Source organism: Amycolatopsis australiensis, assembly GCF_900119165.1.
In the GTDB taxonomy this organism is placed as follows: Bacteria; Actinomycetota; Actinomycetes; order Mycobacteriales; family Pseudonocardiaceae; genus Amycolatopsis; species Amycolatopsis australiensis.
The window spans coordinates 4,580,891-4,607,197 of sequence record NZ_FPJG01000006.1 but is presented as its reverse complement, the minus strand read 5'-3'; the positions used below and the strand labels follow the sequence as shown (position 1 = coordinate 4,607,197).

Annotated in this window: 22 protein-coding genes; 8 read left to right on the top strand and 14 right to left on the bottom strand. The window is 73.2% G+C overall.

Annotation, left to right across the window (positions count from 1 at the left end; translation table 11 throughout):
* Positions 1-21: 21 nt before the first annotated feature.
* Positions 22-984, bottom strand: coding sequence for a cyclase family protein (locus BT341_RS22815; protein WP_072478219.1), 963 nt, complete (start codon positions 982-984; stop codon positions 22-24).
* Between the two features lie 85 nt (positions 985-1,069).
* Here BT341_RS22815 and BT341_RS22810 point away from each other — a divergent pair, with 85 nt between their 5' ends.
* From BT341_RS22810 to BT341_RS46630, 3 genes are all read left to right on the top strand, one after another.
* Positions 1,070-1,993: a LysR family transcriptional regulator gene (locus tag BT341_RS22810; RefSeq protein ID WP_072478218.1), complete on the top strand. Its 924-nt coding sequence runs from the start codon at positions 1,070-1,072 to the stop codon at positions 1,991-1,993.
* A gap of 95 nt (positions 1,994-2,088) precedes the next feature.
* Positions 2,089-2,463 (top strand): hypothetical protein, encoded by a 375-nt coding sequence (locus BT341_RS46635; protein WP_245805069.1) that lies wholly within the window; start codon positions 2,089-2,091, stop codon positions 2,461-2,463.
* Positions 2,430-3,056 carry an MFS transporter gene (locus BT341_RS46630; RefSeq protein WP_245805068.1) on the top strand — a complete coding sequence of 209 codons (627 nt, stop codon included), beginning with the start codon at positions 2,430-2,432 and terminating at the stop codon, positions 3,054-3,056. Before BT341_RS46635 ends, BT341_RS46630 begins: the two co-directional genes overlap by 34 nt.
* 398 nt (positions 3,057-3,454) lie before the next feature.
* On the opposite strand, the gene BT341_RS22800 is transcribed toward BT341_RS46630, so the two are convergent.
* Positions 3,455-3,682 carry a hypothetical protein gene (locus BT341_RS22800; RefSeq protein ID WP_072478217.1) on the bottom strand — a complete coding sequence of 76 codons (228 nt, stop codon included), beginning with the start codon at positions 3,680-3,682 and terminating at the stop codon, positions 3,455-3,457.
* Between the two features lie 155 nt (positions 3,683-3,837).
* Positions 3,838-6,714 (bottom strand): glycoside hydrolase family 9 protein, encoded by a 2,877-nt coding sequence (locus tag BT341_RS22795; RefSeq protein ID WP_072478216.1) that lies wholly within the window; start codon positions 6,712-6,714, stop codon positions 3,838-3,840.
* A gap of 238 nt (positions 6,715-6,952) precedes the next feature.
* Between BT341_RS22795 and BT341_RS22790 the strand changes: the two genes are divergently transcribed.
* The 3 genes from BT341_RS22790 to BT341_RS22780 all read left to right on the top strand — a co-directional run bounded on the left by BT341_RS22790 (position 6,953) and on the right by BT341_RS22780 (position 10,203).
* A complete protein-coding gene (locus BT341_RS22790; protein WP_245805067.1) occupies positions 6,953-7,705 on the top strand; it encodes a GH12 family glycosyl hydrolase domain-containing protein in 753 nt (250 codons plus the stop codon).
* 71 nt (positions 7,706-7,776) lie between these two features.
* Complete coding sequence (locus BT341_RS22785) at positions 7,777-8,793, top strand: cellulose binding domain-containing protein (RefSeq protein WP_072478215.1); 1,017 nt, start codon at positions 7,777-7,779, stop codon at positions 8,791-8,793.
* Positions 8,794-8,829: 36 nt separating this feature from the next.
* The gene (locus BT341_RS22780) at positions 8,830-10,203 is read left to right on the top strand and encodes a glycoside hydrolase family 10 protein (RefSeq protein WP_177328882.1); all 1,374 of its coding nucleotides are present in this window, start codon (positions 8,830-8,832) and stop codon (positions 10,201-10,203) included.
* Between the two features lie 68 nt (positions 10,204-10,271).
* Here the strand turns inward: BT341_RS22780 and BT341_RS22775 are convergent, their stop codons facing one another.
* The 9 genes from BT341_RS22775 to BT341_RS22735 are packed head-to-tail and all read right to left on the bottom strand — an operon-like array spanning position 10,272 to position 19,825.
* Positions 10,272-11,654, bottom strand: a complete 1,383-nt coding sequence (locus BT341_RS22775) for a hypothetical protein (RefSeq protein ID WP_072478213.1) — start codon at positions 11,652-11,654, stop codon at positions 10,272-10,274.
* A gap of 12 nt (positions 11,655-11,666) precedes the next feature.
* Positions 11,667-12,605, bottom strand: a complete 939-nt coding sequence (locus BT341_RS22770; RefSeq protein WP_072478212.1) for a poly(ethylene terephthalate) hydrolase family protein — start codon at positions 12,603-12,605, stop codon at positions 11,667-11,669.
* Between the two features lie 20 nt (positions 12,606-12,625).
* The gene (locus tag BT341_RS22765; protein ID WP_072478211.1) at positions 12,626-13,858 is read right to left on the bottom strand and encodes a 2-hydroxyacyl-CoA dehydratase family protein; all 1,233 of its coding nucleotides are present in this window, start codon (positions 13,856-13,858) and stop codon (positions 12,626-12,628) included.
* Positions 13,855-14,886 carry a 2-hydroxyacyl-CoA dehydratase family protein gene (locus BT341_RS22760; protein WP_072478210.1) on the bottom strand — a complete coding sequence of 344 codons (1,032 nt, stop codon included), beginning with the start codon at positions 14,884-14,886 and terminating at the stop codon, positions 13,855-13,857. The genes BT341_RS22765 and BT341_RS22760 overlap by 4 nt, the downstream gene beginning before the upstream one ends.
* Positions 14,883-16,121, bottom strand: coding sequence for a CaiB/BaiF CoA transferase family protein (locus tag BT341_RS22755; RefSeq protein WP_072478209.1), 1,239 nt, complete (start codon positions 16,119-16,121; stop codon positions 14,883-14,885). The genes BT341_RS22760 and BT341_RS22755 overlap by 4 nt, the downstream gene beginning before the upstream one ends.
* A complete protein-coding gene (locus BT341_RS22750; protein WP_072478208.1) occupies positions 16,118-17,257 on the bottom strand; it encodes a CapA family protein in 1,140 nt (379 codons plus the stop codon). The genes BT341_RS22755 and BT341_RS22750 overlap by 4 nt, the downstream gene beginning before the upstream one ends.
* Entirely contained in the window at positions 17,254-18,039 is a 786-nt protein-coding gene (locus tag BT341_RS22745) for an amino acid ABC transporter ATP-binding protein (RefSeq protein ID WP_072478207.1), read from the bottom strand. Before BT341_RS22745 ends, BT341_RS22750 begins: the two co-directional genes overlap by 4 nt.
* Positions 18,036-18,911, bottom strand: coding sequence for an amino acid ABC transporter permease (locus BT341_RS22740; protein ID WP_425426399.1), 876 nt, complete (start codon positions 18,909-18,911; stop codon positions 18,036-18,038). The genes BT341_RS22745 and BT341_RS22740 overlap by 4 nt, the downstream gene beginning before the upstream one ends.
* The gene (locus tag BT341_RS22735) at positions 18,908-19,825 is read right to left on the bottom strand and encodes a transporter substrate-binding domain-containing protein (protein ID WP_072478206.1); all 918 of its coding nucleotides are present in this window, start codon (positions 19,823-19,825) and stop codon (positions 18,908-18,910) included. The genes BT341_RS22740 and BT341_RS22735 overlap by 4 nt, the downstream gene beginning before the upstream one ends.
* Before the next feature lie 214 nt (positions 19,826-20,039).
* Between BT341_RS22735 and BT341_RS22730 the strand changes: the two genes are divergently transcribed.
* A complete protein-coding gene (locus BT341_RS22730; protein ID WP_072478205.1) occupies positions 20,040-21,023 on the top strand; it encodes a PaaX family transcriptional regulator in 984 nt (327 codons plus the stop codon).
* A gap of 367 nt (positions 21,024-21,390) precedes the next feature.
* Here the strand turns inward: BT341_RS22730 and BT341_RS22725 are convergent, their stop codons facing one another.
* Both BT341_RS22725 and BT341_RS22720 read right to left on the bottom strand, forming a co-directional pair.
* On the bottom strand, positions 21,391-22,974 hold the full coding sequence (locus tag BT341_RS22725) for a tannase/feruloyl esterase family alpha/beta hydrolase (RefSeq protein WP_072478204.1): 1,584 nt from the start codon (positions 22,972-22,974) through the stop codon (positions 21,391-21,393).
* 47 nt (positions 22,975-23,021) lie between these two features.
* Complete coding sequence (locus tag BT341_RS22720) at positions 23,022-24,407, bottom strand: MFS transporter (RefSeq protein ID WP_072478203.1); 1,386 nt, start codon at positions 24,405-24,407, stop codon at positions 23,022-23,024.
* 145 nt (positions 24,408-24,552) lie between these two features.
* Here BT341_RS22720 and BT341_RS22715 point away from each other — a divergent pair, with 145 nt between their 5' ends.
* Complete coding sequence (locus BT341_RS22715) at positions 24,553-26,307, top strand: helix-turn-helix domain-containing protein (RefSeq protein ID WP_072478202.1); 1,755 nt, start codon at positions 24,553-24,555, stop codon at positions 26,305-26,307.

The following is a 26,307-nucleotide window of genomic DNA, read 5'->3' as shown; positions in this document are numbered from 1 at the left end:
CTCCTTCGTCCGGTCCGGGAGCTACTTGACGGCGATGGGCGCGACCGGCGCGCCGACCGCCCCGGTCACCGGAAGCGGGTCGGCGGTCAGCCAGAATTCGTAGCGGCCGTCGGCGGCGCAGTCCGCCGCGAGGGCGTCGAGATCCCACATCTCCCCGAGGAACAACCCGATGTGCGGGATGGCGACCTGGTGCAGCGGCTGGAACGCGTCGTCGAACTCGTTGGGCCGGACCTCGAACCCCCAGGTGTCGGTGGCGATCGCGGCGATCTCGGTGTCGTGGAGCCATTCCGCGGTGGTGAACGAGAGCCCGGGCGCGGGGCCGCCCGCGTAGTCGCCCCAGCCCTCGCGGCGCGCCCGGGCGAGCCGCCCGGTCCGCACCAGGAGCAGGTCGCCCCGGCCGACGCGCGCGGTTTCCCCTTGCGCGGCCATCGTTTCCTCGAGGTGCGCCACGGTGATCGCGAACCCGTCCGGCAGCTCGCCGTCCGTGCCGAGCGCGCGGCCGGCGTCGAGCAGGACCCCGCGTCCGGCGATCCGGCCCGACGCCGTCTCGATCCCGGTGACGCGATCGCCTTCACCGGTCACGACGTCCCCGGCCCGGCGGCCGTTCCACGCCACGCCGTGGTCGAAGATGTGCCCGAGCCCGTCCCACTGCGTCGACGCCTGCAGCGGCATGAACACCACGTCGTCGGCGCCGCCGATCCCGTGCGGGAAGCCTTGCGTGCCGCGTTCGGCGTCGAGGCCGGTGTCCAGCATGGTGTGCACCGGGTTCGTCCGCCGTCGCCAGCCCTTCTGCGGGCCGTCCGCCTCGAACCGCTGCGACAGCGCGAAGCTGACGCCGCGACGGACCAGGGCCGCACCTTCGCGGCGCTTGGTGTCGTCGAGGAAGTTCAGGGTGCCGAGGACGTCGTCGGCGCCCCAGCGGCCCCAGTTCGAACAGCGCTTCGCCGCGGCGGCGATCGCGGCTTCGGGATCGGTGCGGTCCATGCCGCTCACGGTCCGGCATCCCCGGGGCATCAGGGAAGACGAAATAGCTGATGCGGGTTATCAGCCCGATGGATACGCTCGGTGGGTGAACCTCGCGAGCCTGGACCTGAACCTGCTGGTGACGCTCGACGCGTTGCTCGAACACCGCAGCGTCAGCCGGGCCGCCGACCAGGTCGGCCTCAGCCAGCCCGCGGTCTCCGCGCAGCTCGCCAGGCTGCGCCGGCACTTCGGCGACGACCTGCTGGCCCGCCACGGCAACCAGTACCGCCTCACGCCGCTGGCCGTCCAGCTGCGCGGACGCGTGCGAACCGCGGTGAACGGCGTCGAACGCGTCTTCGCCGCCGAACCGGACTTCGACCCGGCCACCACCTCCCGGGAGTTTTCCCTCGCCATGAGCGACTACGGCGTCGCGGTGCTCGGCGTCGCGCTCGCGGCCGCCCTGACGCAGGAGGCACCCGGTGCCCGCGTGCGGTTCGTCGCCAACACCCCGGCGATCGTCGACAACGCGCGCCAGTCCCTCACCGGCATCGATCTGCTCGTGCTGCCGCACGGTTTCCTCGACGGCCTGCCGCACCAGGACCTCCACCGCGACGACTGGGTCTGCCTGATCGACGCCGGCCACCCGGCGGCCGAGACGGGACTCACGGTGGAGCAGCTGCGGACCATGCCCTGGGTGGCCACCTACCACGGGCCCACCGCGTCGACGCCGGCCGCGCTGCAGATGCGGATCCTCGGCATCGAACCGCACGTCCAGGTGGTCACGGAGAACTTCCTGACCGTCCCGGGTCTCGTCGCCGGGACCGACCGGGTCGCGCTGCTGCAGCGACGGCTCGCCGACCGCATCCCGGCCGACGCGAACGTGCGGGCGCTGCCGTGCCCGTTCGAAGCCGGTCCCCTGGTCGAGGCGGTCTGGTGGCACCCGATGTACGAGCACGATCCCGAGCACCGGTACCTGCGCGAACTGCTGGCGCGGGTCGCCGCCGGCGTCACCGGCCATCCACCGCGCTGATACCCGGGTTCGCCAGAAGTGATTTCCGCTGCCCCGCCGCGGAATTCCCACTTTCGGCACCTCCGGTGAACCGACGACGGAACTCAGGTGCCGAAATGCCCGAAAGCCCAGCCGTGAACCTGCCCCCGGCCGACACCGCCGACGAGCGCCGTGCGACCGCCGGTGGTGTCCAGCTGCTCCTGCTGCTCGCCGGGAGCTGCATGTCGGTGCTCGGCGCCGTCCTCATCGCGCCCGTCCTGCCGCAGCTGAGCCTGGCGTTCGCGGGCACGCCCGGCGCCGGCGTCCTCGTCCCCGTCGTGCTGACCGCGCCGCTCGCCGGCGTCGTCGCCGACCGGATCGACCGGAAACGGTTGCTGCTGCTGGTCATGCCGGCCTACACCGGTTCGGGACCGCGCCGCTCTACCTGGACTCGCTCGGCGCGATCCTCGCCAGCCGCGTGCTCGCCGGGCTGTGCGAGGGCGCCATCATGACGTGCTGCACCACGCTCATCGGCGACTACTGGTCCGGCGCGCGCCGGGCACGCTACCTGGGCCTGCAGACCGTGGTCGCCACGTTGTCGGCCACCGCGTTCGTCGCCCTCGGCGGGGTGCTCGGCGCGTCGGGCTGGCGGACGCCGTTCTGGATGTACGCCGTCGCCGCTCCGCTGGCCGTTCCCATGGCGCTCAAGCTCTGGCAGCCCACGCCGCGCCGCGGGCCGGCCGCGGGCGGTCGCCTGGCGAAACTGCCCTGGCGGCACCTGGCCGCGCCCTGCCTCGTCACGCTGTTCGGCGGCGTCGTCTTCTACGCCCTGATCGTCGAACTGTCCTCTGTGCTCACCGGCGTCGGCGTGACCGCCACCCGGACGATCGGCGCGGTCTCGGCGGTCATGTCCCTGGCGACGGCGGCAGGCGCGGCCGGGTTCAGCCGCCTGTCGGGCCGGACGCCGCGGATCCTGCTGCCCGTCGAGTTCGGTCTCGCCGCCGTGGGCCTCCTCCTGGTGTTCGCCACCGCCTCGCCGGTCGTCATCACCGTCGGCGCGGTCTTCACCGGCTTCGGGACCGGCATGCTGCTGCCGACCTGCTGACGTGGGCGGTCAACGGGCTTCGACCAGCGGGGGCGCGGCACCGGCCTGTGGACCGGCACGCTGTTCCTCGGCGAGTTCGCGTGCCCGCTCGTCGTCGCCGCGATCGGCGCCGGCACCGGCGGGCTCCGAGGCGCGCTGGCCGTCCTCGGCCTCGCGTCCGCGATCGCCGGCGTCCTGACCGCGTTCCTACCGCGGCGGAGCAGCCGGCCGCTGGACGTCACCGAACGCTGACGCGGAGCGGAAGGTGCATCGCCGCCCGGAATCCGATCCACGCCGCGGCCGCCTGCTTCCGTTTCGCCGTCGTCCCCGCCTGGCTCACGCGGTCAGTCTGCGTGAGGAGCCCGGTTACTCCCAATCCGGCGCCCACGCGGGCGACCCCCGCACGGGGGACCCGATCGTCAGGCCGGCGACAGCGCCGTGCGGGGCCGGGGGATCGCCGTCCGGCCGGGGTTCGGCACCCGGTCGTCGAGCTTGAACCGCAGCGCCAGCTCGAAGGCGTCCTCGAGCCGCGCGGCGTGCCTGCCGGCCACCGCGTGGTCGCCGGTCTTCTTCGCGTCCGCCACGTTCCGGCTCGCCCGCGCGATCCGCCGGCGGAAGGCCGCTTCGAGCGCAGCCTCTTCTTCCATTCCGAAAATCCTCTGGTCCAGCACGAAAAAAACCCGAACATCCCGGGCCAGGCGACTGTAGCAGTGCGGGCGGGCGGCCCGGGCAGCCACCCTGGTCCGTCCACAGTGGCCGGACCCGGCCGCGGCGCGCCGCGGCCGGGTCCGTGGCGGACCGGTCAGCCGCAGGCCCTGCCGTCGACCGTGAACGCCGCCGGGTTCGTGTTGGTCCCCGTGTAGCTGCCGTTGAAGCCGATCGAGACCGACTGGCCCGGCGCCACCGAGCCGTTCCACGGCATCGCCGTGGCGGTCACGTCGGCGCCGGACTGCGCCCACGTCGCCGACCAGCCCTGCGTCACCTTCTGGCTGCCCGGGAAGGTGAAGGCGAGCTTCCAGCCGGACCACGCGGTCGTGCCGGTGTTCTTCACCGTGACGGCGGCGGTGAACCCGCCGGTCCACGTGTTGGTCGTGTACGTCACGGCGCACCCGCCCGCCGGGGTGGCCGGCTTCGTCGTGAACTGCGCGGACGGCGAGTCCTGGCTCGTGAGGCCCACGCCGTTGCGGGCCACCACGACCACGGTGTACGCGGTCGAGGCCGAGAGGCCGGTCAGGGTCGCCGTCGTGCCGGTGACCGTGGCGAGGACCGTTCGGGCCGAGCCGTTCACTCGGACCACGTCGTAGCTCTTGACGCCGCTCTCCGGGTCCGCGGCCGCCGCCCAGGTCAGCGTCGCGCCGCTGCTCGACACGGCGGAGACCGCGGGCGTGCCCGGCGCGGCCGGTGGCGTCGTGTCCACACCGGACGGCGACTTCTCGGCGACCCAGCCGGACAGCCAGGCCAGCGCCGAGTTCCAGTTGATCGCGACCTCGTTCACCGAGTACGCCTGGATGTCGTCGACGAAGCAGCGCTGGGGCGCGCAGCCGGCGAGCAGCCGGGCCGCGGTCGGGTCCTGCAGGCCGCTGTTGGGCCCGCCGGACAGCGCGCCGGGCGGGGCGATCGGCAGCGACGGGTCCAGCTCGTGCGCCCAGAACCGGTGGTGCACGTTCTGCACCGGCCGGTCACCGTGGCCGGAGACGTACGAGTAGTTCGCCGGGTTGCGGCCCAGCAGGTAGTCCATCGCCGCGAACGCGCCGTCGCGGTACTTGTCCTGCTTCGTGAAGTCGTACGCCAGTGCCAGCACCACGCCGTTGTTGGCCACCAGGCCGTTCGAACCCCACTCGTAGGTCCCGTCGGCCGTCCGGTACGGCGCCGGGTAGCCCATGGAGCTCATCTGCGTCAGGTGGCTGTCGGCGGTCGTGGTGATCGCCGACTTGATCGCCGCGACGTCCGCCGCGGGCAGGTCGGTGGGCACCAGGGCGAGCGTGATGTCGCCGAGCGCGCCGGTCGAGCCCCAGTCGAAGCCGTGGGTGTTGAAGCTGACGCCGCGGTAGAGCGACGAGCCGGTGACGTCACCGCGGTAGGTGCTCTTCCCGGTGGTGGCGAACAGCTCCGCGGCCGCCCAGTAGAACTCGTCGGTGACGTTGCTGTCGCTGTAGGTGCCACCGCCGGTGCCGTCGTTCGGGTCGGCCAGCACGTTCGGGTTGGCCTTCGCCGCGGCGTACGCCTTTTCGGCCGCGGCGAGCAGCTTCGCCGAGTAGGCCGGGTCGATGGTCCGCCACAGCCGGGACGCCTGCGCCGCGACCGCGGCCATGTTGAGCGTCGCGGCCGTGCTCGGCGCCGACAGCCGCCGCGGCTGGCTGTCCTGGTCGGGCCGGGTGGGCAGGGACGTCCACTGGGCGTCGTGGATCTTGTGGTGGACCATGCCCGCGTTCGGCTTGCCGTCCGGCACCTGCATCGAGAGCAGGAAGTCGACCTCCCAGCGCGCTTCGTCGAGGATGTCGGGCACGCCGTTGGCCCGCTCCGGGATCGCCAGCTTCCCGTCGCCCAGCGCGCTCGCGTCGCCCAGCCGGACGGCGCGCTCGTACTCGTCGAGCAGCTCCCACGCCGCGATGCCGCCGTTGACGACGTACTTGCCGTGGTCGCCGGCGTCGTACCAGCCGCCGCGCACGTCGAGCGTGTAGCCGCAGTTCAGGTCCGACCGGCACGGGACGTTGTTGTCGCCCTGGTTCGGCGCCACGTTCACGTGTCCCGCCGGACGCGCGTACGCCGCCCCGACGTACGCGGCGTCGATCGCGATGCCGCTGCGCTGGTGGTAGAAGAACGCCAGCGAGTCGTACCGCAGCTTCTGCCGCACGTCCGGGGAGATGTCGAACGGGAAGCTGGTCTGGCCGCCGGCGCTGAGCGTGTAGCCGGTGCCCACGGTGGTGTAGGCGGAGAAGTCGATCTCGTGCACCTTCGCGCCGGACGCGGCGTCCGCCCCCCGCGCGGTCGTCTGCCCGCTCGCGACGGCGACACCGGCGGAGTTCTTCAGCGTCCACGGCACCGGCGTCGTCGAGTCGCTCACCAGGGTGGCCCGCTCGGGCAGGCCGGGCACGTAGCCGTCCTGGTCGACCTGGATGCCGCTGAGCGGCTGCTGGCCACCGGGCGGCAGGACGCCGCCGACGAGGGAGATGTTGTCCAGGCACACGGTGTTCGCGGCGGCCTGGCCGCCGAACCAGAAGGCCAGCTGGCCGTTGCCGGCGGCCGGGAAGTCCAAAGTGGACGTGAACGTCACGGTGAAGTGCTGCGTCGACGGGGTCACCGTCAGGTCGGTCCGCGAGATCTGCCGGTAGGGCGAGACCGCCTCACCCGCGACGGCGGAGATCTGCTGGGTGGTCGTCGCGTGCGCGTCGAAGGTCAGCGTGTACTGCTGTCCCGCCTCGAACGGCACGCCGTTCTGCCCGGCCAGGGCGTCGTAGCCGTTGGCCGTGCCGCCGGGGACGTCGGTGCAGAACTCCCCGTCGGTGACGTGCCCGGTCGTGCCGGCCCCGGCCCACCACGGGTCCAGGGTGCCGCTGGAGAACGTGCCGTTGATGAGGCGCTCGTACTCCGCGGCCGAGGCGGGCACCGTGCCCGTCACCAGCCCGAGCGCCACCGCGGTCAGCAAGGCCAGCCCGGCCCGCGACTTTCTTGCCCGCATTCGCCATCTCCTCGTCTTCGTCGGCGTGCCGATGGTGGATCCGGACTGAGAGCGCTCCCAAGGGACGGTAACCGCTTCCGGTCACCGTTGGCAATGACCGGCGAAACTTTCGAAGGGCACCGGAAAATTGATCACGGCGGAGGGCTTTGCTCCCCGGGTCCGGTGTGGTTTCATCGGATGCTGTCCGACCTGAGAGCGCTCCCAGAGCGCTTCCGACACAACGATGTGGAGGCGGCACGTGAAACTGAAGCACGCCTTGTCCGCGGTGGCCCTGATCGCGGCCGGGCTGGTGGCTCCGGCCGTCGGCGCGGCACCGGCCGCGCACGCGGACACGCTCATCTGCGACCAGTACGGCTCGACCACCATCGGCGGCCGGTACGTCGTCATGAACAACCGCTGGGGCAGCAGCGCCCAGCAGTGCATCAACGTCACGAGCAGCGGATTCCGGATCCAGACCCAGCAGGGCTCCACCAGTGGTGGCGCCCCGCTGTCCTACCCCGCGATCTACGTCGGGTGCCACTACGGCAACTGCTCGCCCGGCACGAACCTGCCGCGGCAGCTGAGCCAGATCGGCAGCGCGCCGTCGTCGATCTCCTACACCTACGTCGGCGGCTCGGTCTTCGACGCCTCCTACGACATCTGGATGGACCCGACCGCGAAGCGGACCGGCGTCAACCAGATGGAACTGATGATCTGGTTCAACCACACGGGCAACGTGCAGCCGGTCGGCGGCCGGGTCGGCACCACCAGCATCGGCGGCCGGACGTGGGACGTCTGGCAGGGCAACAACGGCGGCAACGACGTGCTGTCCTACGTCGCCCAGTCGCCGATCGCGGGCTGGTCGTTCAACGTCATGGACTTCGTCAACGACGTCGACGCCCGCACCCGGGTGGACCGCTCGTGGTACCTGACCAGCATCCAGGCCGGGTTCGAGCCGTGGAGCGGCGGCGTCGGCCTGGCGGTCAACTCGTTCTCCGCCTCCGTCAACTGACGCCGTGACGGCGGCGCAGGGCGCTCCCTGCGCCGCCTTCCGGGGCAGTGTTAGCGGTAACGAGGGACGTCATGAACCTGCTCAAGGCGGTCGCCGGCGTGCTGGCGGCAGCCTGCGCGGCGCTCGGTGCCGGCCCGGCCACGGCGGCGTCCCCCGGCCCGGCCGCCGCCGCGCCCGAGCCGGTGCGGATCATGCCGCTGGGCGACTCGATCACCCAGGGCGGCACGACCGGCGGCTACCGCCTCGACCTCGGCGCGAAGCTGCGTGCCGACGGCCGCGCCGTCGACTTCGTCGGCTCGATGACCGACGGGCCGGCCGGCATGCCCGACCGCGAGCACGAAGGACACCCCGGCTGGACCATCGCGCAGATCGACGCGAACGTCACCGGCCGGCTGGCCACCTACCGCCCCCGCACGATCCTGCTCCACATCGGCACGAACGACATGTACGGCAGCGACCCGGCCGGCGCGCCGCGGCGGCTGCCGGCCCTGGTCGACCGGATCACCGCCCAGGCGCCGGACGCCGACGTCTTCGTCGCCACCATCCGGTTCGCCGACCAGGCGGTCCGCACCTTCGACGCGGCCATCGCGCCCGACATCCGCGCCAAGGCCGCGGCGGGCAAGCACGTGCACCCGGTCGGCATGTACCCCGCCGTCGCGATTCCGGACCTGCCCGACGGCATCCACCCCGACGCGGCGGGCTACCGCGAGATGGCCGCGACCCGGTACCGGGCACTGCAGGCCGTGCCCGGCAGCATCGGCGGCGACCCGCAGCCCCCGGCGGGCGACGGCACGTGCACCGCGACCCCGCGCGTGGTGGGCAGCTGGAACGGCGGATTCCCGGGCGAGGTGACGGTCGCCGCCACCGGGCGCACCGCCCTCGACGGCTGGACGGTCCGCTTCACCCCGCCCAGTGGCCAGGCCGTCACGCAGATCTGGAGCGGCACGGCGACCGGCATGGGCCCGGTGACCGTGCGCAACGCCGTCTACAACGGCGCGCTCGGCGCCGGCGCGTCGACGACCTTCGGCTTCCTGGTCGCCGGACCGGGCGCCGCGAGCCTGCCCGCGGCCACCTGCGCCAGCCCCTGACGGCGCCTCCCCTCCCCACGAATCGAAGGTGTGACCATGAGGATGACATCGCGGTCCTTGTCCCGCGCCGCGCTCGCTTCGACGCTGCTGGCGGCGTCGCTCGGGGCGTCGCTGCTGCTCGCCACCTCCGCCGGCGCGGCCACGACGCTCGGCGCGTCGGCCGCCCAGACGGGCCGGTACTTCGGCACCGCCGTCTCGGCCGGCAAGCTCGGCGACGCCACCTACGTCGGCATCCTGAACCGGGAGTTCACCATGGTGACCCCGGAAAACGAGATGAAGTGGGACGCCACCGAGCCCAGCCAGAACCAGTTCAGCTACAGCGGCGGCGACCGGATCCTCAACCAGGCGGTGAGCACCGGCAAGCGGGTGCGCGGGCACGCGCTGCTGTGGCACCAGCAGCAGCCGGGCTGGGTCCAGGGCCTGAGCGGCTCGGCGTTGCGCCAGGCCGCGATCAACCACGTCACGCAGGTCGCCACCCACTACCGCGGCCAGATCTACGCGTGGGACGTGGTCAACGAGGCGTTCGCCGACGGCGGCAGCGGCGGACGGCGCGACTCCGACCTGCAGCGCACCGGCGACGACTGGATCGAAGCCGCCTTCCGCGCCGCGCGGGCCGCCGACCCCGGCGCGAAGCTCTGCTACAACGACTACAACACCGACGGCGTGAACGCCAAGAGCACGGGCGTCTACACCATGGTCCGGGACTTCAAGGCCCGCGGCGTCCCGATCGACTGCGTCGGCTTCCAGTCCCACCTGTCCGGCTCCGCGCCGAGCGACTACCAGGCCAATCTCCAGCGGTTCGCCGACCTCGGCGTCGAAGTGCAGATCACCGAGCTGGACATCTCCGGCAGCAACCAGGCCGCCGTGTACGGCACCGTCACCCGTGCCTGCCTGGCCGTCGCACGCTGCGCCGGCATCACCGTCTGGGGCATCCGCGACAGCGACTCGTGGCGCACCGGGGAGAACCCGCTGCTGTTCGACGCCAACGGCGACAAGAAGCCCGCCTACACGAGCGTCCTCGACGCCCTCAACGCCGGCGGCACGACCACCACGCCGACGACCACGACCACGCCGACCACCACGACCGCTCCCACCACGACGACGACTCCGCCGGGCCAGGGCGGGTGCACCAGCTCGGTGTCGCTCGACTCGTGGAACGGCGGTTTCGTGGCGACCGTGCGGGTCACCGCCGGGTCCACGGCGCTGTCCGGCTGGTCGGTGACGACGACCCTGCCCGCGGGAGCGGCCGTCGCCAACGGCTGGAACGCCGGCCACAGCGGCACTTCCGGCGCGGTGACGTGGACCAACGTGTCGTACAACGGCGCGGTCCCGGCCGGGCGGTACACCGAGTTCGGCTTCCAGGGCACCGGCAGCGCCGACGGCATCACGTCGGCCTGTTCCGCGAGCTGACCGGGTCGCCGTGCCGCCGGCACGAGGGGTGCCGGCGGCACGGCGGGCCACCGCGACAGCGGGCCGGGTCAGCGGCCGGCCGGGTACGGCCGGTTGAACTGCGGCGGGGTGTAGCTCAGGTACCGGCCGGGGGTGCCGTCCACGGCCGCCGCCAGGTGGTTCATCGTGGCCGGCGCCGTGTCCGGCCAGTGGCCGGTGCGCAGGCGGGCCAGCATCCGGTCGACGGCCGCCTGCTGCTCTCCGGTCGTGTACGTGCAGTGGCCGGCCGTCTGCACGTACGTCTGCCGGAGCAGGGACGCGTTGCCCGCCTGGCGGGCCAGCGCGCCGTAGGACTGCTGCTGGGCCACGGTCGAGATCTGGTCACCGGTGCCGTTGACCGTCAGCACCGGGATCCGCAGGTCGCCGGTGAACACGATCCCGCGGGCCAGGTAGGCCACCGCGGCCGGGTCGGCCGGCACGCGCGGTGCGGCGGCCAGCACACCGAGGTCGGCACGCAGGTCGAGCCCGGCGCGCTCGTACAGCCGCCGCACGGCGTCCTGTGCGCTGGGTGCCGCCTTCGCGAGCTGGCGCGCGTAGTCGACTCCGGTGTTCCAGGACGGATTCCCGCCCGCCAGCTGCTCGATCGTCCGCCTGCTGCTGACCGCCTGGCCCAGGTACGGCAGCGGGCCACCCGCCAGCGCCAGGAACATCCCGTGCTCGACGCCGTCGACGTCGCGGTCGGCCGGGACCGGGGTCGGCGAGCCGTCGGCGGCCAGGCCCCAGCCCGGCAGCTGGCCGATCGCCGCCGCGAGCGCGATCCGCGCCTTGCCCGCGGGGGTCGACTGGGCCGACGCCACCGCCGAAATCCACTTCGCCTGCGTTCCGGGGACGTCGGCGGGCATGCCGGTCACGGGCAGCGCCGTGTCACCGAACAGCAGGGTCTTCAGCGTGAAGACGGTGTCGAGCTTCTGATTCCACTGGCCCACCGAGCCGCCGAGGCCGCCGCACATCGGCACGGCCGCGGCGAACCGGCCGGGGTAGGTCTGGGCCACCCCGGCGGCGACCATGCCGCCCATCGAGCGGCCCTCGGCGATCGGGTACCGGGCCCGGCCGAACGCGGTTTCGAAGCGGCCGAGCGCCTCGGCCTGGTTGTCGATGGCCCGCGCGATGTTCCAGCTGCTGATCGTGCGCGTGGTGCCGCCCACCGCGTAGCCGTGGTCCAGCAGGCTCGCCGTCAGCGGGCTGGTGAGACCACCCGCGGCGAAGTCGAGGTCCACCAGCACGGCACCGTTCCACCGGGCAGGCTTGGCGAAGGCGTACGGCGTGCCGTCGGTCAGCTGCCCGTCCGCGCACCGCGCGGCCGTGAGCGGGGCCGGGCACGGCTTCCCGGCCTCCGCCGCGTGGGCGGTCGCGGGGAGCCCGGCGGCCAGCACGGTGGCCACGGCCAGGCCGCCCAGGAATCTGTTCCGCATGTCGTGCTCCTGTCAGAAGTTCTTGCTGGTGACGGTCCAGCCCGGTGTCGTGCACAGGCCGCATTCCGCGCCGAGGAGGTAGCCGCGCGCCGAGCGGCTGCCGTTGAGGGTGAAGTCGAACCAGTTGACCAGGACGCGCACGGCTTCCTCGCGGACGCTCGGGTCGGGGTTGCCGTCGCGCTGCCCGTAGACGAAGCCGGTGTGGCCCGCGGCCGGATTGGTGGCCCGGACGGCGGGAACGGTGACGAGGTCGTAGTTGGCGCCGCTGTTGGGGTAGGCGACGTCGTTCGGGCCGCCGTCGACGAACATCGCCGGTGTGTGCAGGTTGCGCAGGTTCTCGCGGCCGTAGCCGAGGGTGCCGTCGGCGAAGAACCCGCTGTCGAGCGAGAGCACCGACTTCACCCGGGGATCCGCGCCGGCGACGAGCGCTTCGATGCCGCCGCACGAGTGGCCGGCGACCCCGATCCGCCGGGTGTCGAGCCGGTCCCGCAGGGCACTGCCCCGGCGGCCGTTCTCCCGCTCGGCCCAGGTGATCGCGTCGGTGATGACCGACGGCTCCGGGCTGCCGTTCTCGGTCAGCGCAGGCTCGGCGAACCCGCCGACGGCCACGACGGCGAACCCGTGCGCGGCGAGCAGCGTCTCCAGCGTCAGCAGCTCGTCGTTGCTGACGTGGCGGCACGCGCCGTTGCCGAACACCACGACCGGCAGCCGGTCGCGCAGCTGGTCCAGGTCCGCGGGCCGGTAGACGGTGTACTCGGCGGCGTAGTCCCCCGTCCGGGCCGCGGCTTCGCGGACCACGGGGTGGAACACCGCGGCCGCGGGCGGAGCCGGCGCGGCCGCCGCGGCGACGTCGGTGCCGGTGCCGTGCGCGCCGGGAACGAGCGCCGCGGTCACGGCGACGAGGGCGGTCGCCGCGGCGACCAGAGCCGGGGTGCGGAAAGCCTTGCCCATCGAGAGTCCTTTCTGGACGGTCAGGTCAGTTCGTCGAGCCACGCGCTCATCCGCGCGGTGAGATCGGCCCCGGTGCGCGCGTCGACGTTGTCGGCGTGCAGTTCCAGCACCGGGATGCCCGCGGCCCGCAGGGCGCGGGTGGTGAAGTAGCTGCCGCGGGCGTCGTCGGAAACGAGGTGCACCACCCCGTCGACGCCGTGGTGGCGGGCTTCCTTGACGTACCACTCGGCCGACCACGGCGGCGTGTAGAGCTGGTCGCCGAAGGCGGCGAAGCGGGCGGCCAGCGCGCGCAGCGGATCGTCGCCGTAGCGCAGGTAGCCGTCGGCGGCGATGGCCAGGTACATCGACCAGACGAACACCGCGCCGTGCGAGCGCTGGAACCGCTGGTAGAAGTCCAGGTCGAACCACAGCCCGCGGCCGATCCACATCAGCCGCAGGCGTTCGTCCGGGCAGACGGCGACACCGGCGCCGATCCGCTCGCGCACCTCGTCGTGGAACGCGCGGGCGGCGTCGCGGGCCCACTCCGTGCCGCGGTGCCACTGGGGCACCATGACGCTCGGGATGCCGTCGGTGACCGCGATCGGGCACGGCCGGGCGGCGGCGATGAGGTCGCGGGTGCGCCGGTTCCACTCCTGCTGCTCGTTGACCAGCGCCATGACGTGCCGGAACCGCGTCTCGGAGAACACCCGGCCGGTGGTCTGCTCGAGGAACCGGATCAGCCCGGTCAGCTCGCCGGTCAGCAGGTCGAGCCGGTCGCGGCCGATCGCCTCCTCCCAGCGGTGCGGCATGAGCTCCCACCACCGCTCGGGCACGGCGTTCTCCGCCGCGCTCTCCAAGGGGTAGTACGTCACGCCGGGCTGCGCGGCCCAGACGTCGAAGATCTTGCGGGCGGCGTCGCCGGTGGTCTCGCCGAGCACGATCGACGGCTTCGGCAGGCCGCCCCACGGCGCCTGACCGGGATCGTCTTCGAACGCCGACGCCAGCGACGTCGCGCTGTACTGCTCGACGTAGTCGGGGTAGCCGCGTGCGCGCAGCAGGCCCAGGTAGCGCTGGGTCCGGCGTTTCGCCGCGACGATCGAGGCCCACCACTGGTTGACGACGTACGGGATCCCCATCGCGCGGAAGACCTCCTGGGGCGCGTCCGCGTTGACCAGCGCGAGCGGTGCCCCGGCGGCGACCTCCTCCCGCATCCGGGCGAACCACGCGCGCTGGTGGGCGGTCGCGGTGGTCGCCGACGCCAGCCGCCCGGTCATGCCACGGCTCCCGCCGGGACGAGCGCCGCCAGCGCTTCGGCGGTCAGCTCGCCGTACGGCTGGTGCTCCGCCAGCACCGCCGGCAGCCCGGTCGCGGCCCGCTGCGCCGGGAAGTCCCACGGTGGCGCGTCGTCGTGGACGCGCGCGTAGGAGAACAAGACCTCCGCTCCGCAAGCGCGGGCGGCCGCGGCGGTGTGGGCGGCGCGCTGCCGGATGGACGCGCGGGGCGCGGCCGGGCCGTTGTGCTGGTAGCGCTCGGCCAGCGCGAGTTCCGTCGGCTCCGCGCAGGTGCGCGCGAACAGCAGCTCGCCCCAGTCGTGGTCCTCGCCCACGACGAGGAAACCGTTGCGCTCCAACGTTTCGTACACGCCCGGGCAGTCGTGGGAACTCCCGGTCAGGAACAGCCGCGTCCCGCCGGCCGCCGGCAGGTCGGCCGCTTCGGCCAGCAGGCGGTCGACGAGCGCCGTGGCGTCGGTGACCGGCAGCGTGGTGGTCGCGGCGACGACCTCGAGAAACCGGGTGCCGCTCAGCCGGTTGGCCCGGCGCAGCGCGGCGAGCCTGCCGAGCGACCGCCGCAGCGTGTCGTGCGCGGTGACGGCCGCGGCGAGGTCGTCGTCGCCGATCGGCCGCCACCGGCCCAGCCACGCGCGCAGCTGCGCGATCTTCGCGTGGACGTACCGGGTGGTCGTGTGGTGCGGCAGGTGCAGGACGTCCACCAGCCGCACCGGCGGCAGCCGCAGCTCCGGCTCGACCCGGTGCAGCTCGCGCAGGGCGTAGAACAACCGCAGCGACGCCTCGCAGTCGCGGGAGACCACGATGGCTTCCAGCGGCCCGTAGTCCCCGGCGAGGATCCGCGTCAGGACCGAGCGGGCGACGGGGTCCACGCCGCGGCCCAGGTAGCGGTCGCCCGGTTCGCTGCCGGCGCCGGGCTTTCCGGCCAGCCGCAGTGGCCGCAGCCCCGCCGCGGTGATCAGCTCGACCGGGACGTCGGCGCCGACGTACCCGATCGTGGGATGCCCGGCGCTCAAATCACGGCCTCCGCCACCAGTTCCGCCAGCTGCTCTTCGCTGTAGCCGAGCAGTTCGCGGTAGACGTGCTCGTTGTGCTCGCCGAGCGCGGGCGCGGGCCGTTCGAGCGAGACGCGCGCGGCGGAGAACCGGATCGGCACGCCGGTCCCGGCCAGATCGGCCACCGCGCCGTGGCGCGGGTGCCGCAGCGGCACGACCTCCTCCCGCGCCAGGACCAGCGGGTCACGGACGGCGTCACGCGGTTCCCGGACCTCCGCCGCCGGAACGCCTTCGGCGGTGAAGGCGGCGAGGATCTCCGACAGCGGCCGGGCCCGGCACCACTCGCGGATGAGCCCGTGCAGCTCGTCGGCCGCGCGGACCCGCTGGTCACGCGTGCGGTAGCGGTCGTCATCGGCCAGCTCGGGGCGCCCGATGGCCCGGAGGACGCCGTGGGCGAACGCGTCGGTCGGCGCGCAGAGCGCGACGTACCCGTCGGCGGCGGGCAGGATCCCGAACGGCGCCAGCCGCGGCACCATCGACCCGGTGCGCTGCGGCAGGCCGACCGCTTCGAAGGCGTCGAACGGCTCGCACGCCACCAGCGAGGTCAGCGCGCCGAGCATCGACACGTCCACGTGCTGGCCCTCGCCGGTGTGCTCGGCCTGCAGCAGCGCCGACACCGTGCCGACGACGGCGAACAGCGGCGCGAGCAGGTCGCCGATCGGCAGGCCGAACCGGACCGGGCCCTCGTCGGGCTCGCCGGCGGTCATCATCACGCCGCTCAGCGCCTGGATGATCGAGTCCATCGCCTTGCCGGACCCCGGCCCGCCCTGGGCGCCGAAGCCGCTGATCGAGGTGTAGACGAGCCGGGGGTTGATCTCGCGGACCCGGTCGTAGGAGATGCCGAGCCGCCCGGTGACGCCCGGGCTGTAGTTCTCCACCAGCACGTCGGCGTCGCGGACCAGGTCGGTGAACACGGCGTGCGAGCGCGGGTTCTTCAGGTCGAGCGTGACGCTGAGCTTGTTGCGGCCGCGCAGCAGCATCGACACCGAGAGGTCGTCTTCGTGCCGCCGGGCGAGGTTCAGCCCGTCGCGGCCGACGTACGGCGCGTTGTTGCGGGAGGAATCCCCGCCGGTGGCGGGGTTTTCCACCTTGATCACGGTCGCGCCGAGCCCGGCGAGCAGCAGCGTCGCGTACGGCCCGGCGAGCGCGGTGGTCAGGTCGATGACGGTGCGGCCGGCCAGTGGCTGGTCGGTCATGCGGGAACCCCCTCGGTGAGATCGACGAGCACTTCGCGGCCGCGGGCGGTGAACCGGCCGTTGAGCCGGGCCCCGCGGGTGATCTGCTCGACGTAGTTCGTGACGGCTTCGCCGCGCTCGGTGCCACCGACCGGCACCGGACGGCCGCGGTCGTCGATCCAGCACGGGACAAACCCGGCTTCGCGCAGCCCGGTCTCGTCGAAGCGGCAGAAGGCGATGGCGGTGTTGCGGCTTTCGGGGTGGAACGGGAAGAACGGCATGTCCGGGTCGGGCGCGAAGCCGTAGAGCTTCGTCCGCCGTTCGGCCCACACGCGCAGCTCGTCCGCGCCGGCGCCCGCGCCCGGCGTCAGGGCGTGGGTGACGGTGGCGAAGTTGCCCAGCCCGTGGAAGATCGGCCGTCCCCGGTGGACTTCGATGCCGCGCATGATGTGCGCGTGGTGGGAGAACACCGCGTCGGCGCCGGCGCCGATCGCGGCGCGGGCGACCGGGCTTTCGTACATCGCCACGACAGCCGGGGTGTGCCCGACACCCTTGTGCAGCGACACGAGCACGACGTCGGCCGCTTCCCGCAGCCGGCGCACGTCGTCGGCCATCGCCTCGACGCTGTCCGGGTCGGCGAAGGTGTAGATCTTCGGCGGGCCGCCCGGGCTGGCGTGGTCCAGCTCGTAGTGGGTGAGCACGTGCACGTAGGCGCAGCCGGGCTTGCGGGAGGTGGCCCACGAGTCGCGCGGGCCGACGCAGTTGTACGACAGCACCCCGATCCGCAGCCCGCCGCGTTCGGCGATCGCCGGGCGCCGGGCCTCGGCGAGGTCCGGGCCGGCCCCGGCCGTCGCCATCCCGGCGGCGCGGGCGTGCGCGATCGTGTCGGCGAGGCCTTCGTCGCCCGCGTCGCAGATGTGGTTGCCCGCCAGCGTGACGACGGCGAATCCGGCGCCGGCCACCGCCTTCAGCGCGGCCGGGTCCGCCGGCGGGGCGGGGACGTCGGTGCTGCGCTGGACCGTCGTCGTCGAGTGCGGGACTTCGACGTGGCCGATGGCCAGGTCCAGCCCGCGCAGCAGCGGCGCGGCCGGGGCGAGGAAGGACGCCGGGTCCGGCTCGTCCAGGATGAGGTCGCCGACGGCGCCGACGGTGATCACGAAACACCCTCCTTTTCGGACAGATGACGGGAGAGGAAGGCCCGCAGCCGGTCGGTGCGCGGCCGGGCGAACAGCTCGTCCGGCGCGCCTTCCTCGACGATCCGGCCCGCCTCCATGAACACGCACCGGTCGGCCGCCTCGCGCGCGAAGGCCATCTCGTGGGTGACCACGACCATCGTGGTGCCCGCCGCGGCGAGGTCGCGCAGCACGGCCAGGACCTCTTCGACCAGCTCGGGATCGAGCGCGCTCGTCGGCTCGTCGAACAGCATGATCCGCGGCCGGACCAGCACGGCGCGGGCGATGGCGACCCGCTGCTGCTGCCCGCCCGACAGCTGGCGCGGGTAGTGGTCCTCGCGGCCGGCCAGGCCGATGCGCGCCAGCAGCTCCCGCGCTTCGGCCTCCACTGCGGACCGCTCGCGGCCGTGCACGCGGACCGCCGCGTCGGTCACGTTCCGCAGCACGGTGAACTGCGGGAACAGGTTGAACTGCTGGAACACCATGCTCATCCGGCGCCGCTGGGCGGCGATCTTCCGTTCGCTCAGCGCGCGCAGGCCGCCGGGCGAGCGCCGGTGCCCGAGCAGCTCGCCGTCGAGGTACATCGCGCCGCCGTCGATGGACTCCAGCTGGTGGGCGCAGCGCACGAGCGTCGACTTGCCGGACCCGGACGGCCCGATCACCACGACCGTCTCCCCCTCGTGCACGTCGAGGCTGACCCCGTCCAGCGCGGTCACCGTCCCGAACTCCTTGCGGACGTCGCTGATCCGCAGCACCGGCGCGCTCATCGGCTGCTCCGGTGCCCGCGCGAGAAGCGGCGTTCCAGCCGGCGCTGCCCGGCCGTCAGGACGGTGACCACGACGAGGTACCAGAAGCAGGCGACCAGCAGCATCGGCACGATCTCGTAGGTGCGGTTGTAGATCACCTGCACCGAGTGCAGCAGGTCCGACATCGCGATGACCGACACGAGCGCGGTGCCCTTGAGCACGTTGATGAATTGGCTCCCGGCGGGCGGGATGATCACCCGCATCGCCTGCGGCAGGACGATCCGCAGCAGCGTCTGCGCCGGTGGGTAGCCCATCGCGCGGGCCGCGTCGCGCTGGCCGGGGTCGACCGACGCCACCCCGGCGCGGAAGATCTCCGCCAGGTACGCCGATTCGACCAGCGACAGGCCGATCACCGCGGCGGTCAGCGGCGTGATGACGGTGTTGGCGTCCCAGGTGCCGAAGACCGGGCCGAACGGGATGCCGATCGACAGCTTCGGCAGCAGGTAGGCGAGGTTGAACCAGAAGATCAGCTGCACCAGCGGCGGGATGCCGCGGAACAGGCCCACCCACAGCGTCGCGACCCACCGCGCGGGGCCGAACGCGCTCAGCTGCATCGCGGCGACCACGCCGCCGGCCAGCGAGCCGAGCACCATGGCCGCGACCGCGAGCAGCACGGTCGTGCCGAGGCCCGCCAGCACGCTCTTCTCGAAGAGGTACTTCGCGACGACGTCCCACTGGAACCGGGAATTGCCGATCAGGAACACGGCCAGCTGCGCGGCGAGCACCGCCAGCACGAGCACGGACAGCCAGCGCAGCGGCCGGATCCGGGCGCGGGACCCGGCGACGTCGTCGCGGGCGGTCGTCGTCTCCTCCACTGTGGACATCGCGGTCATTTCGCGGACGCCACGTCGAACAGCGGCTGCGGGACCGTGACCTCGTCCAGGCCCCACTGGTGCATGATCCGGGCGTAGGTGCCGTTGCGGAACAGTTCCTCGAACGCCTTCTGCAGCACCGGGCCGAGCTTGGCGGACTTCGGCGTGTAGAGCGCCAGGTTGTCCTTTGTGGCTCCTTGCTCCTCGGTCTGCGTCACGTACTCGTACTGCCCCTTCTGCTGGGTGGTGACGTCGATCGCGGCGGCCTGGGTCATGCCGGCGGCCTCGGCGCGACCGGACTTCGCGGCCAGCAGCGTGGCGTTCGTGTCGTCGAGCCCGACCACCTGCACCGCACCTCGATGTTCACGCTCACAGAACGCGGACAGCTTGCCCAGCTGGTCTTCCACGACGCTCGCGGTGACCACCGCGACGCGCTTGCCGCACAGGTCGGCGGCCTGCTTGATGCCGGCGGCCGAGCCGGTGGGCACGACGTAGGAGGTCCGGGTGGTCATCCACGTGACGGTGTCGAACTGCTTCTCGCGTTCGGCGGTGGCCTTGACGGGCCCGTTGAACGCGTCGTACCGGCCGCTGAGCATGCCCTGCAGCGCGGCCGGGAGCCCGCTGACGATGGTCGTTTCGGTGCGTACGCCCAGGATCTGGCCGAGCGCCTGCTGGAAGTCGTGGTCGATGCCGGTGACCGTCTTGCCGTCCGGGCCGACGGTGCGGTACGGCGGGTGGGAGTCACCGGCGAACCGGAGGACGCCGGCGTCCTTGACCGCCTGCGGCAGCTGGTCGTGCAGCGCCGGGACGACGGTGAGCGCGGCGGCCGTGGGGGCGGAAGCCGCGCCGTCGTCGACCGTGCAGCCGGCCAGCGCGAGACCCGCGGCGACCGCGGCGAGCGTGCTTCGACGCCATTGACGAAGTGAGGAACCCATGTCGTTTTCTTCCTGCGGGAGGCCGCCCGGGGGGCGGGCGGCGCGGGGTGCAAGCGGGAACCTGGAGAACGATTGGTTGCTATCTGGACGCCGATCGTCGCATGATGTGTCGCGTGATTCAACCCCTCGGTTCGGTGGCCCGGCCCGCACTGCCACCATGGACGCCCGCGGCGGACCCCGGACGGCCGCCCACTCCGGAAGAGGCAGGCGCGCGATGACCACGGGCCCGCTGCCCCGCGCACAGCAGGGCGCCGAACCGCAGCTGCTGCTGACCTCGCTGCTCGGCGACTTCTGGTACTGGCGCGACGAGCACATCCCGTCGGCGGCGCTGGTGCAGCTGCTGGGCGAGTTCGACATCAGCCCGGCGAGCGCGCGGGCGGCGATCCGCCGGCTCGCCGCGCGCGACCTGCTGACCGTGTCGCGCAGCGGGCGGACGACGGCGTACGGCATCCCCGCCCGCACGTCCGAAGTCATCATCGAGCGCACGCACCGGATGCTGACCTTCGGCACGACCGCGCCGGAGTGGGACGGGCGGTGGACCGTGGTCACGTTCTCCGTGCCGGAGCAGGACCGCGGGCTGCGCACGGCACTGCGCTCACGGCTGCGCGTCCTGCGGTTCGCCGCGCTCTACGACGGGGTCTGGGTCAGCCCGCACGACCTGGCCGGACCGGCCATGGCCGCGCTGCGCGAACTGGACCTCCGCAGCGCGACGGTCTTCCGCGCCACCGAGGTCCCGGGCGACGCGGTCAGCCCGGCCGCGGCCTTCGACCTCGAGCCGCTGGCCCGCGAGTACGAGGGGTTCGTGGAGCGGTACGAGCAGGTGCTCACCGGACTGGACGCCGGGCTGATCAGCCCGGCACAGGCGCTGCGCACGCGCACCGAGCTGCGCGTGGACTGGCGGCGGTTCCCGGAGACCGACCCCGACCTGCCCGCCGAACTGCTCCCGGCCGGCTGGGCGCGCGACCGGGCCCAGAAGGTGTTCCTGCAGATCTACGACCGTCTCGGCCCGCTGGCGGAGCTGAGGTTCCGCCAGGTGCTCGCGGCAACGGACCCGGCATTGGCGGAGCTGGCCTCCCACCACGACTCGGCACGGGTGGCGGCCCTGTTCGCCGAACTGGGCGACCGCCATCCGGCGGGCGACACCCCGTTCGAGCAGGCGGCCGAGGCGCGTCGGCTGGACGAAGCACGGCGGCAGTGAGGAAAACACTTTCTGGGACGAGCGTTCGCGAAAATGGTTCGCGATGGGCGGCTCCGGCCGGATGGGCGGCTCGCCCGCCGCCGGGCGGAGCGAGAGCCGCGACCGGCGCGCTGAATGCGGCTCCGGGCGGGCCACCCGGCGCGCGCCGCCGGCTCTCGCCTTCCGCCGGGCAACGCCGTGGCCGCGACCGGCGCGCCGGTCTCGCCGCTCGCCCTGGAGCCGCGCGCGGGCGCTGACCACGCCCGGGCCCCACGCACGACCCCGCCGGATGGACGACTCTCGCCCGCCGCAGGCCGGAGTCAGAGCCGCGACCGGCGCCCGAGTCCGGCCGGGCGCGGGCCAACCACCCGGCGCGCCCCGGGCCGGATCAGCGCGTGCAGACGAAACTCGACGCCAGATCCGGGTCCCCCGCGCGGTACCGGGGCCAGCCGGGGTACTCGCACAACGGCCGGGTCCGGTGGTGCGCCACGTCCGTCACCACCTGCCCCCGCGGCGACTGTCCACTCTCGATCCAGCGCTCCAGCGCCGAGAGCGAGTCCCAGCCCGCCACGAACGCCGGGGTGCCGAAGTTCGCGTGGTTCGCCCCCGGCACGACGTAGTACCGCAGGAACTCGCCGGTCGCCCGCGGCCCGGCCACCGCCCGCACCCGCTCGTAGTAGTCGCTCGTCGAATACGGCGAGACCAGCTCGTCCGCCGCGCCGTGCAGCAGGATCAGCTTGCCGCCCGCCCGGGCGAACGGGCGCAGGTCCGCGTTGTTGCGGTCCTCGACCGCCGACAGCGCGCTGATCCGGCCGAGCCACGCGCCGGGCCGCCGGGGATCCACCTCCAGCGGGCCGTACCGCGGGTCGCGGGTCAGGAAGTACTTGACCCACTGGTCCCAGTACTGCATCCCGTACCCGCTCGTCAGCGGCATCAGGTCGGCCGGCGCCGTCGTGCCGAACCCGAGGAACGGCGTCCGCATGTCCGCTCCCGACAGGAACGGGAAGCCCGGATAGCCCGTCTCCCCGCTCGCGATCCGGTACGGCCACCGGAACGGCGACGCCATCGCGGTCACGGCCCCGATCTGCAGGTCCGACAGGCAGGACGGCCCGGTGTCCGCCCCGCCCGGGCAGCGCAGCGCGCGCGGATCGAAGCGGCAGCCGGCCCAGTTCGAGACGACCTTGTCCGTCACGCCGTCGAGACCGTCACAGGCGTCGACGACGCTGTCGTAGAGCAGCGTCTGCTTCGCGGGCCCGGGAAAGGCGCCGGGACGGGAAAGAACCTGCGTCAGGTAGCCCAGGTCCAGGATCTCGCTGAGGTTGTTCCACGCGGGATACGCCGAAATCACGCCGTCGAACGCCGCCGGCCACCGCTGGGCGGCGACGAGGGCTTCGCGGCCGCCCGTGGAGCCGCCCGCGAAGTACACCTCGGCGGGTTTCTTCCCGTAGGCCAGCCGGATCAGGTACAGGCTCGCGTCCCGCGTCTTCTTCAGCGCGTCACCGGCGGCGAAGTTGGCCAGGGCCTCGTCGTTCACGCCGAACGACCCGTCCAGTGACGGCGGCGCCGCCGGGTTCTGCCGGTGCCCCGAGTCGCTCGCGAACGTCGCGTAGCCGCGGGCCAGCGGCCCTGGCACGCCCGCCGGGCCGAACGGCACGTTCGACGCCACGTCGGGAATCGTGCCGTCGAACCCGCCGCCCCCGAACATCATCGCCTTGCGGTTCCACGCGGTGGGCAGCGCGACGCGCATCTTGATGGCCGGCGCCGCCGGGTCGACGGGGTACAGGTCGGCGTCGACCTGGCAGTACTCGGTCACGCCGCGCTGGAGCGCCGCCGACGTGACACGGCCGCCGGTGGTCGGCAGGCTCATCACCGACGCCGGGATGGTCAGCCGGTCCAGGGCGGCGCACGCCGGTGCCGTCGCCGCGGCCGCCGGTCCCGTCCCGGCGAGCGTGGCCGCGCTCGCCACCAGCACCGCGGCGAGCAGGGGAAGTCGTGCCACTGTGGCCTCCGGGTCTGGGGTCAGCGGTAGAGGTGTGCGCCCGGCACCGCGTGCGGGTCGGCGCGGACCCCGGCCGGGTTGGTCTCGGGCAGGAACCAGGCACTGGCGAAGGTGATCAGCCCCATCAGCGCGATGTAGGCGGCGACCGGCAGGGTGCTCCCGGTGCCGGCGATGAGGGCCGTCATGAGGAACGGCGTGCCACCGCTGACGACGATCGCGGAAAGCTGGTAGGCCAGCGACGCGCCCGAGTAGCGGACGGCGGGCGCGAACAGCTCGCCGAGGAAGCTCGCGATCGGGCCGTAGGTCAGGCACTGGAACACGAAACCCACCGTCACCGCGACGAAGATCAGCGGCAGCGACGCCGTGCCGACGAGCCCGAAGTACGGGAACGCCCACACCGCGACACCCAAGCCGCCGACGAGGATCAGCGGCCGCCGCCCCAGCCGGTCCGAAAGGTGGCCCGACCACGGGATGGTCACGAGCATCGCCGCCGAGCCGAGCAGCACGACCGCGAGCAGGGCGTTGCGCTGCAGCCCGAGTGAGCCGGTGCCGTAGCTCAGCAGCCCGGAAATGCTGACGTAGAACAGGCTGTTGGTGGCCGAGAGCAGGCCGCAGCCGAGCAGGATCGTGCCCCACTTGCCGCGGACGACCTCGGCCAGCGGGGCGCGGACCACCGCCTTCTCCGGCTTCGCCGCGCGCTGCAGCTCGCGGAACTCCGGGGTGTCCGCCACCTTGGCCTGGATGTAGAGCACGACCGAGAACATCACGACCGACAGCAGGAACGGGATCCGCCAGCCCCACGTGAGGAACGCGGAGTCCGGCATCAGGCCACTGGCCGCCACGAAGATCAGGTTCGACAGGATCACCGCGACCGGGACGCTGGTCTGGCCGAACGTCCCGGCGAACCCGCGCCGCTTGGGACCGGCGGACTCGGTGAGCAGCAGGACGATGCCGCCCCACTGGCCGCCGGCCGCGAGGCCCTGGACGAACCGCAGGGTCACCAGCAGGACCGGGGCCAGCGGGCCGACGGCCGCGGCGCTGGGCAGGCAGCCGATCAGGAAGGTCGCCGCGCCCATGAGCGCCAGGCAGGTGACAACCACGGGCTTGCGTCCGTGCTTGTCCCCGAGGTGCCCGGCGAGCACCCCGCCGATCGGCCGCGCCACGAAACCCGCCCAGAACGTGCTGAAGGCGAGCAGCGTGCCGGTCAGCGCCGAGGAGTGCGGGAAGAACACCTTGGGGAACACCAGCGCGGCCGCAGTGCCGTAGAGGAAGAAGTCGTACCACTCGATCGAGCTGCCGGCGAGCCCCACGGCCAGCAGCTTGCGGAAGGCCCGGCGCCGGGCCGGGGCCGGGACGGCGCCGACGCCGCCGGCCGGCCCTTCGGGTTGGGTGAGCGGGATTGCCATGGATGCCGCCTTCGTCGTTGAGCGCAGCCAGGTGATGGCGGTGATGGTAGGGCGCGGTTACGCTGCGGCCTGAGGTGTGGACCGTCCACTCCTCCCCCGAAACGGTGGGTCTTTCGCCCACCCCGTGCCGAGGAGGCCGGCGCCCGTGACCAGTGCGGCGGAGCCGGGTTCGCTCGCGCGGCGGCAGCGTGAACTGGCGTCGTTGTACGCGACCGTCAAGTCGCTCACCGCGCTGGGTGAGCTCGACGAGGTCCTGCAGTCGATCGTCCACCACGCCCACGACCTGATCGGCACCGACTTCACGTACCTGTCGCTGGTCGGCGCGGACGGCAGGCTGTCGGCCCGTGCGTCGGAAGGCACGATCTCGGCCGAGTTCCTCGCGGCGACCATCCCGGCCACCGTGGGGCTCGGCGGCAAGGTGCTGGCTTCGCGCAGCCCGCACTGGGTGCGCGACTACGCCACCTCGACGCTGATCGAGCACGACCCGAGCTTCGACCGGCTGGTCGGCCCCGAGAAGCTGGTGGCGCTGCTCGGGGTGCCGCTGGTGATCCGCGGCGAGGCGGTGGGGGCGCTGTTCGCCGCGGACCGCTCCGCACGCTCGTTCCAGGCCGACGAAATCGCCCTGCTGAACGCGTTCGCCGACCACGCCGCGGTCGCCCTCGACAACGCGCGGCTCTACGAAGCGAGCCGGACCGCCTTGCAGCAGCTGCAGGACGCCTACCGGAAAATCGAACGGGCACAAGCGATCCACGAAGCCCTGACCGGGGTCGTGCTGGCCGGCGGGACCCCGGGCGACGTCGCGCAGCTGCTCGCCGACCAGCTGGGCGGGAGCGTCACGCTCCTCGACCGGATCGGCGCCGCCCTCGCGCACCGGGACGCGGCGGCGGATCCGTGCCCGGGGCCGCCCGCGGCCGAGCCGTCCGCCATCGAAGAGGCGCGCCGCTCGGGCCGCGCCACGACGTCGTCCGGGGCCGGCGGGATCACCCGCAGCGTGGCGGCGATACAGGCGGGCGACAGCTACCTCGGCGCGCTGGTGTGGAGCCGCCGGGCGGACGGCGCCGTCCCGGACGGCACGGACCTGCGCACGCTGGAGCGGGCCACCCACATCCTCGGGCTGCTCATCCTCAAGGAGCAGGCGGTGGCCGAGGCGAGCGAGCGGCTGAGCGGCGAGCTGCTGACCGAGCTGATGCTCGGCGGCCCGGGGATCAGCCCGGCCCAGCGCGCCCGCACCCGCGCGCGCAACATCGACGCGGACCGCCTCGACCTGGTCGTCGTCGCGGACACCCCCGCGGTGTCACCGGCGGATCTTGCCCGCCACCTGCACGACATCGCCCGCGAGCGGGCCGGGCTCGCCGGCGAGCACCTGGGCCGGGCGACGATGATCCTGCCCAGCGCCGACGACGACCGCACGGTCGAAGAAGTCCACAGCAGACTCCGGCGCTCGCTGGGCGGCCCGGTCCTCGTCGCCGGGGAACGCGCGGCGGGCCACGACTGGTCGCGGGCCTTCGCGCTGGCCGGCCGCTGCGGCGCCGTGATGCGGGCGCTCGGGCACACCGACCTGGGCGCCACCACGCGCCGTTATGCCTTGTACGCCATGGTTTTCGACGCCGACCGGGCCGGCGACCTCGAGCGGTTCCTCGCCGGCTCGATCGGCCCGCTCGTGGAGTACGACCGGCAGCGCGGCACCGATCTGGTCGACACGCTCACCGCGTACTACCGCCACCGCGCCAATGTCGCCGCGACGGCACGGGCGTTGCACGTGCACGTCAACACCCTGCTCAAGCGGCTGGACCGCGCCGGAACGCTCCTCGGCCAGGGCTGGCGGGACGGCAACGACCTGGAGCTGCGGCTCGGGCTCCGGCTGCACGAGCTGCGGGCGAGCGTCGCCGCCGGGTCGTGA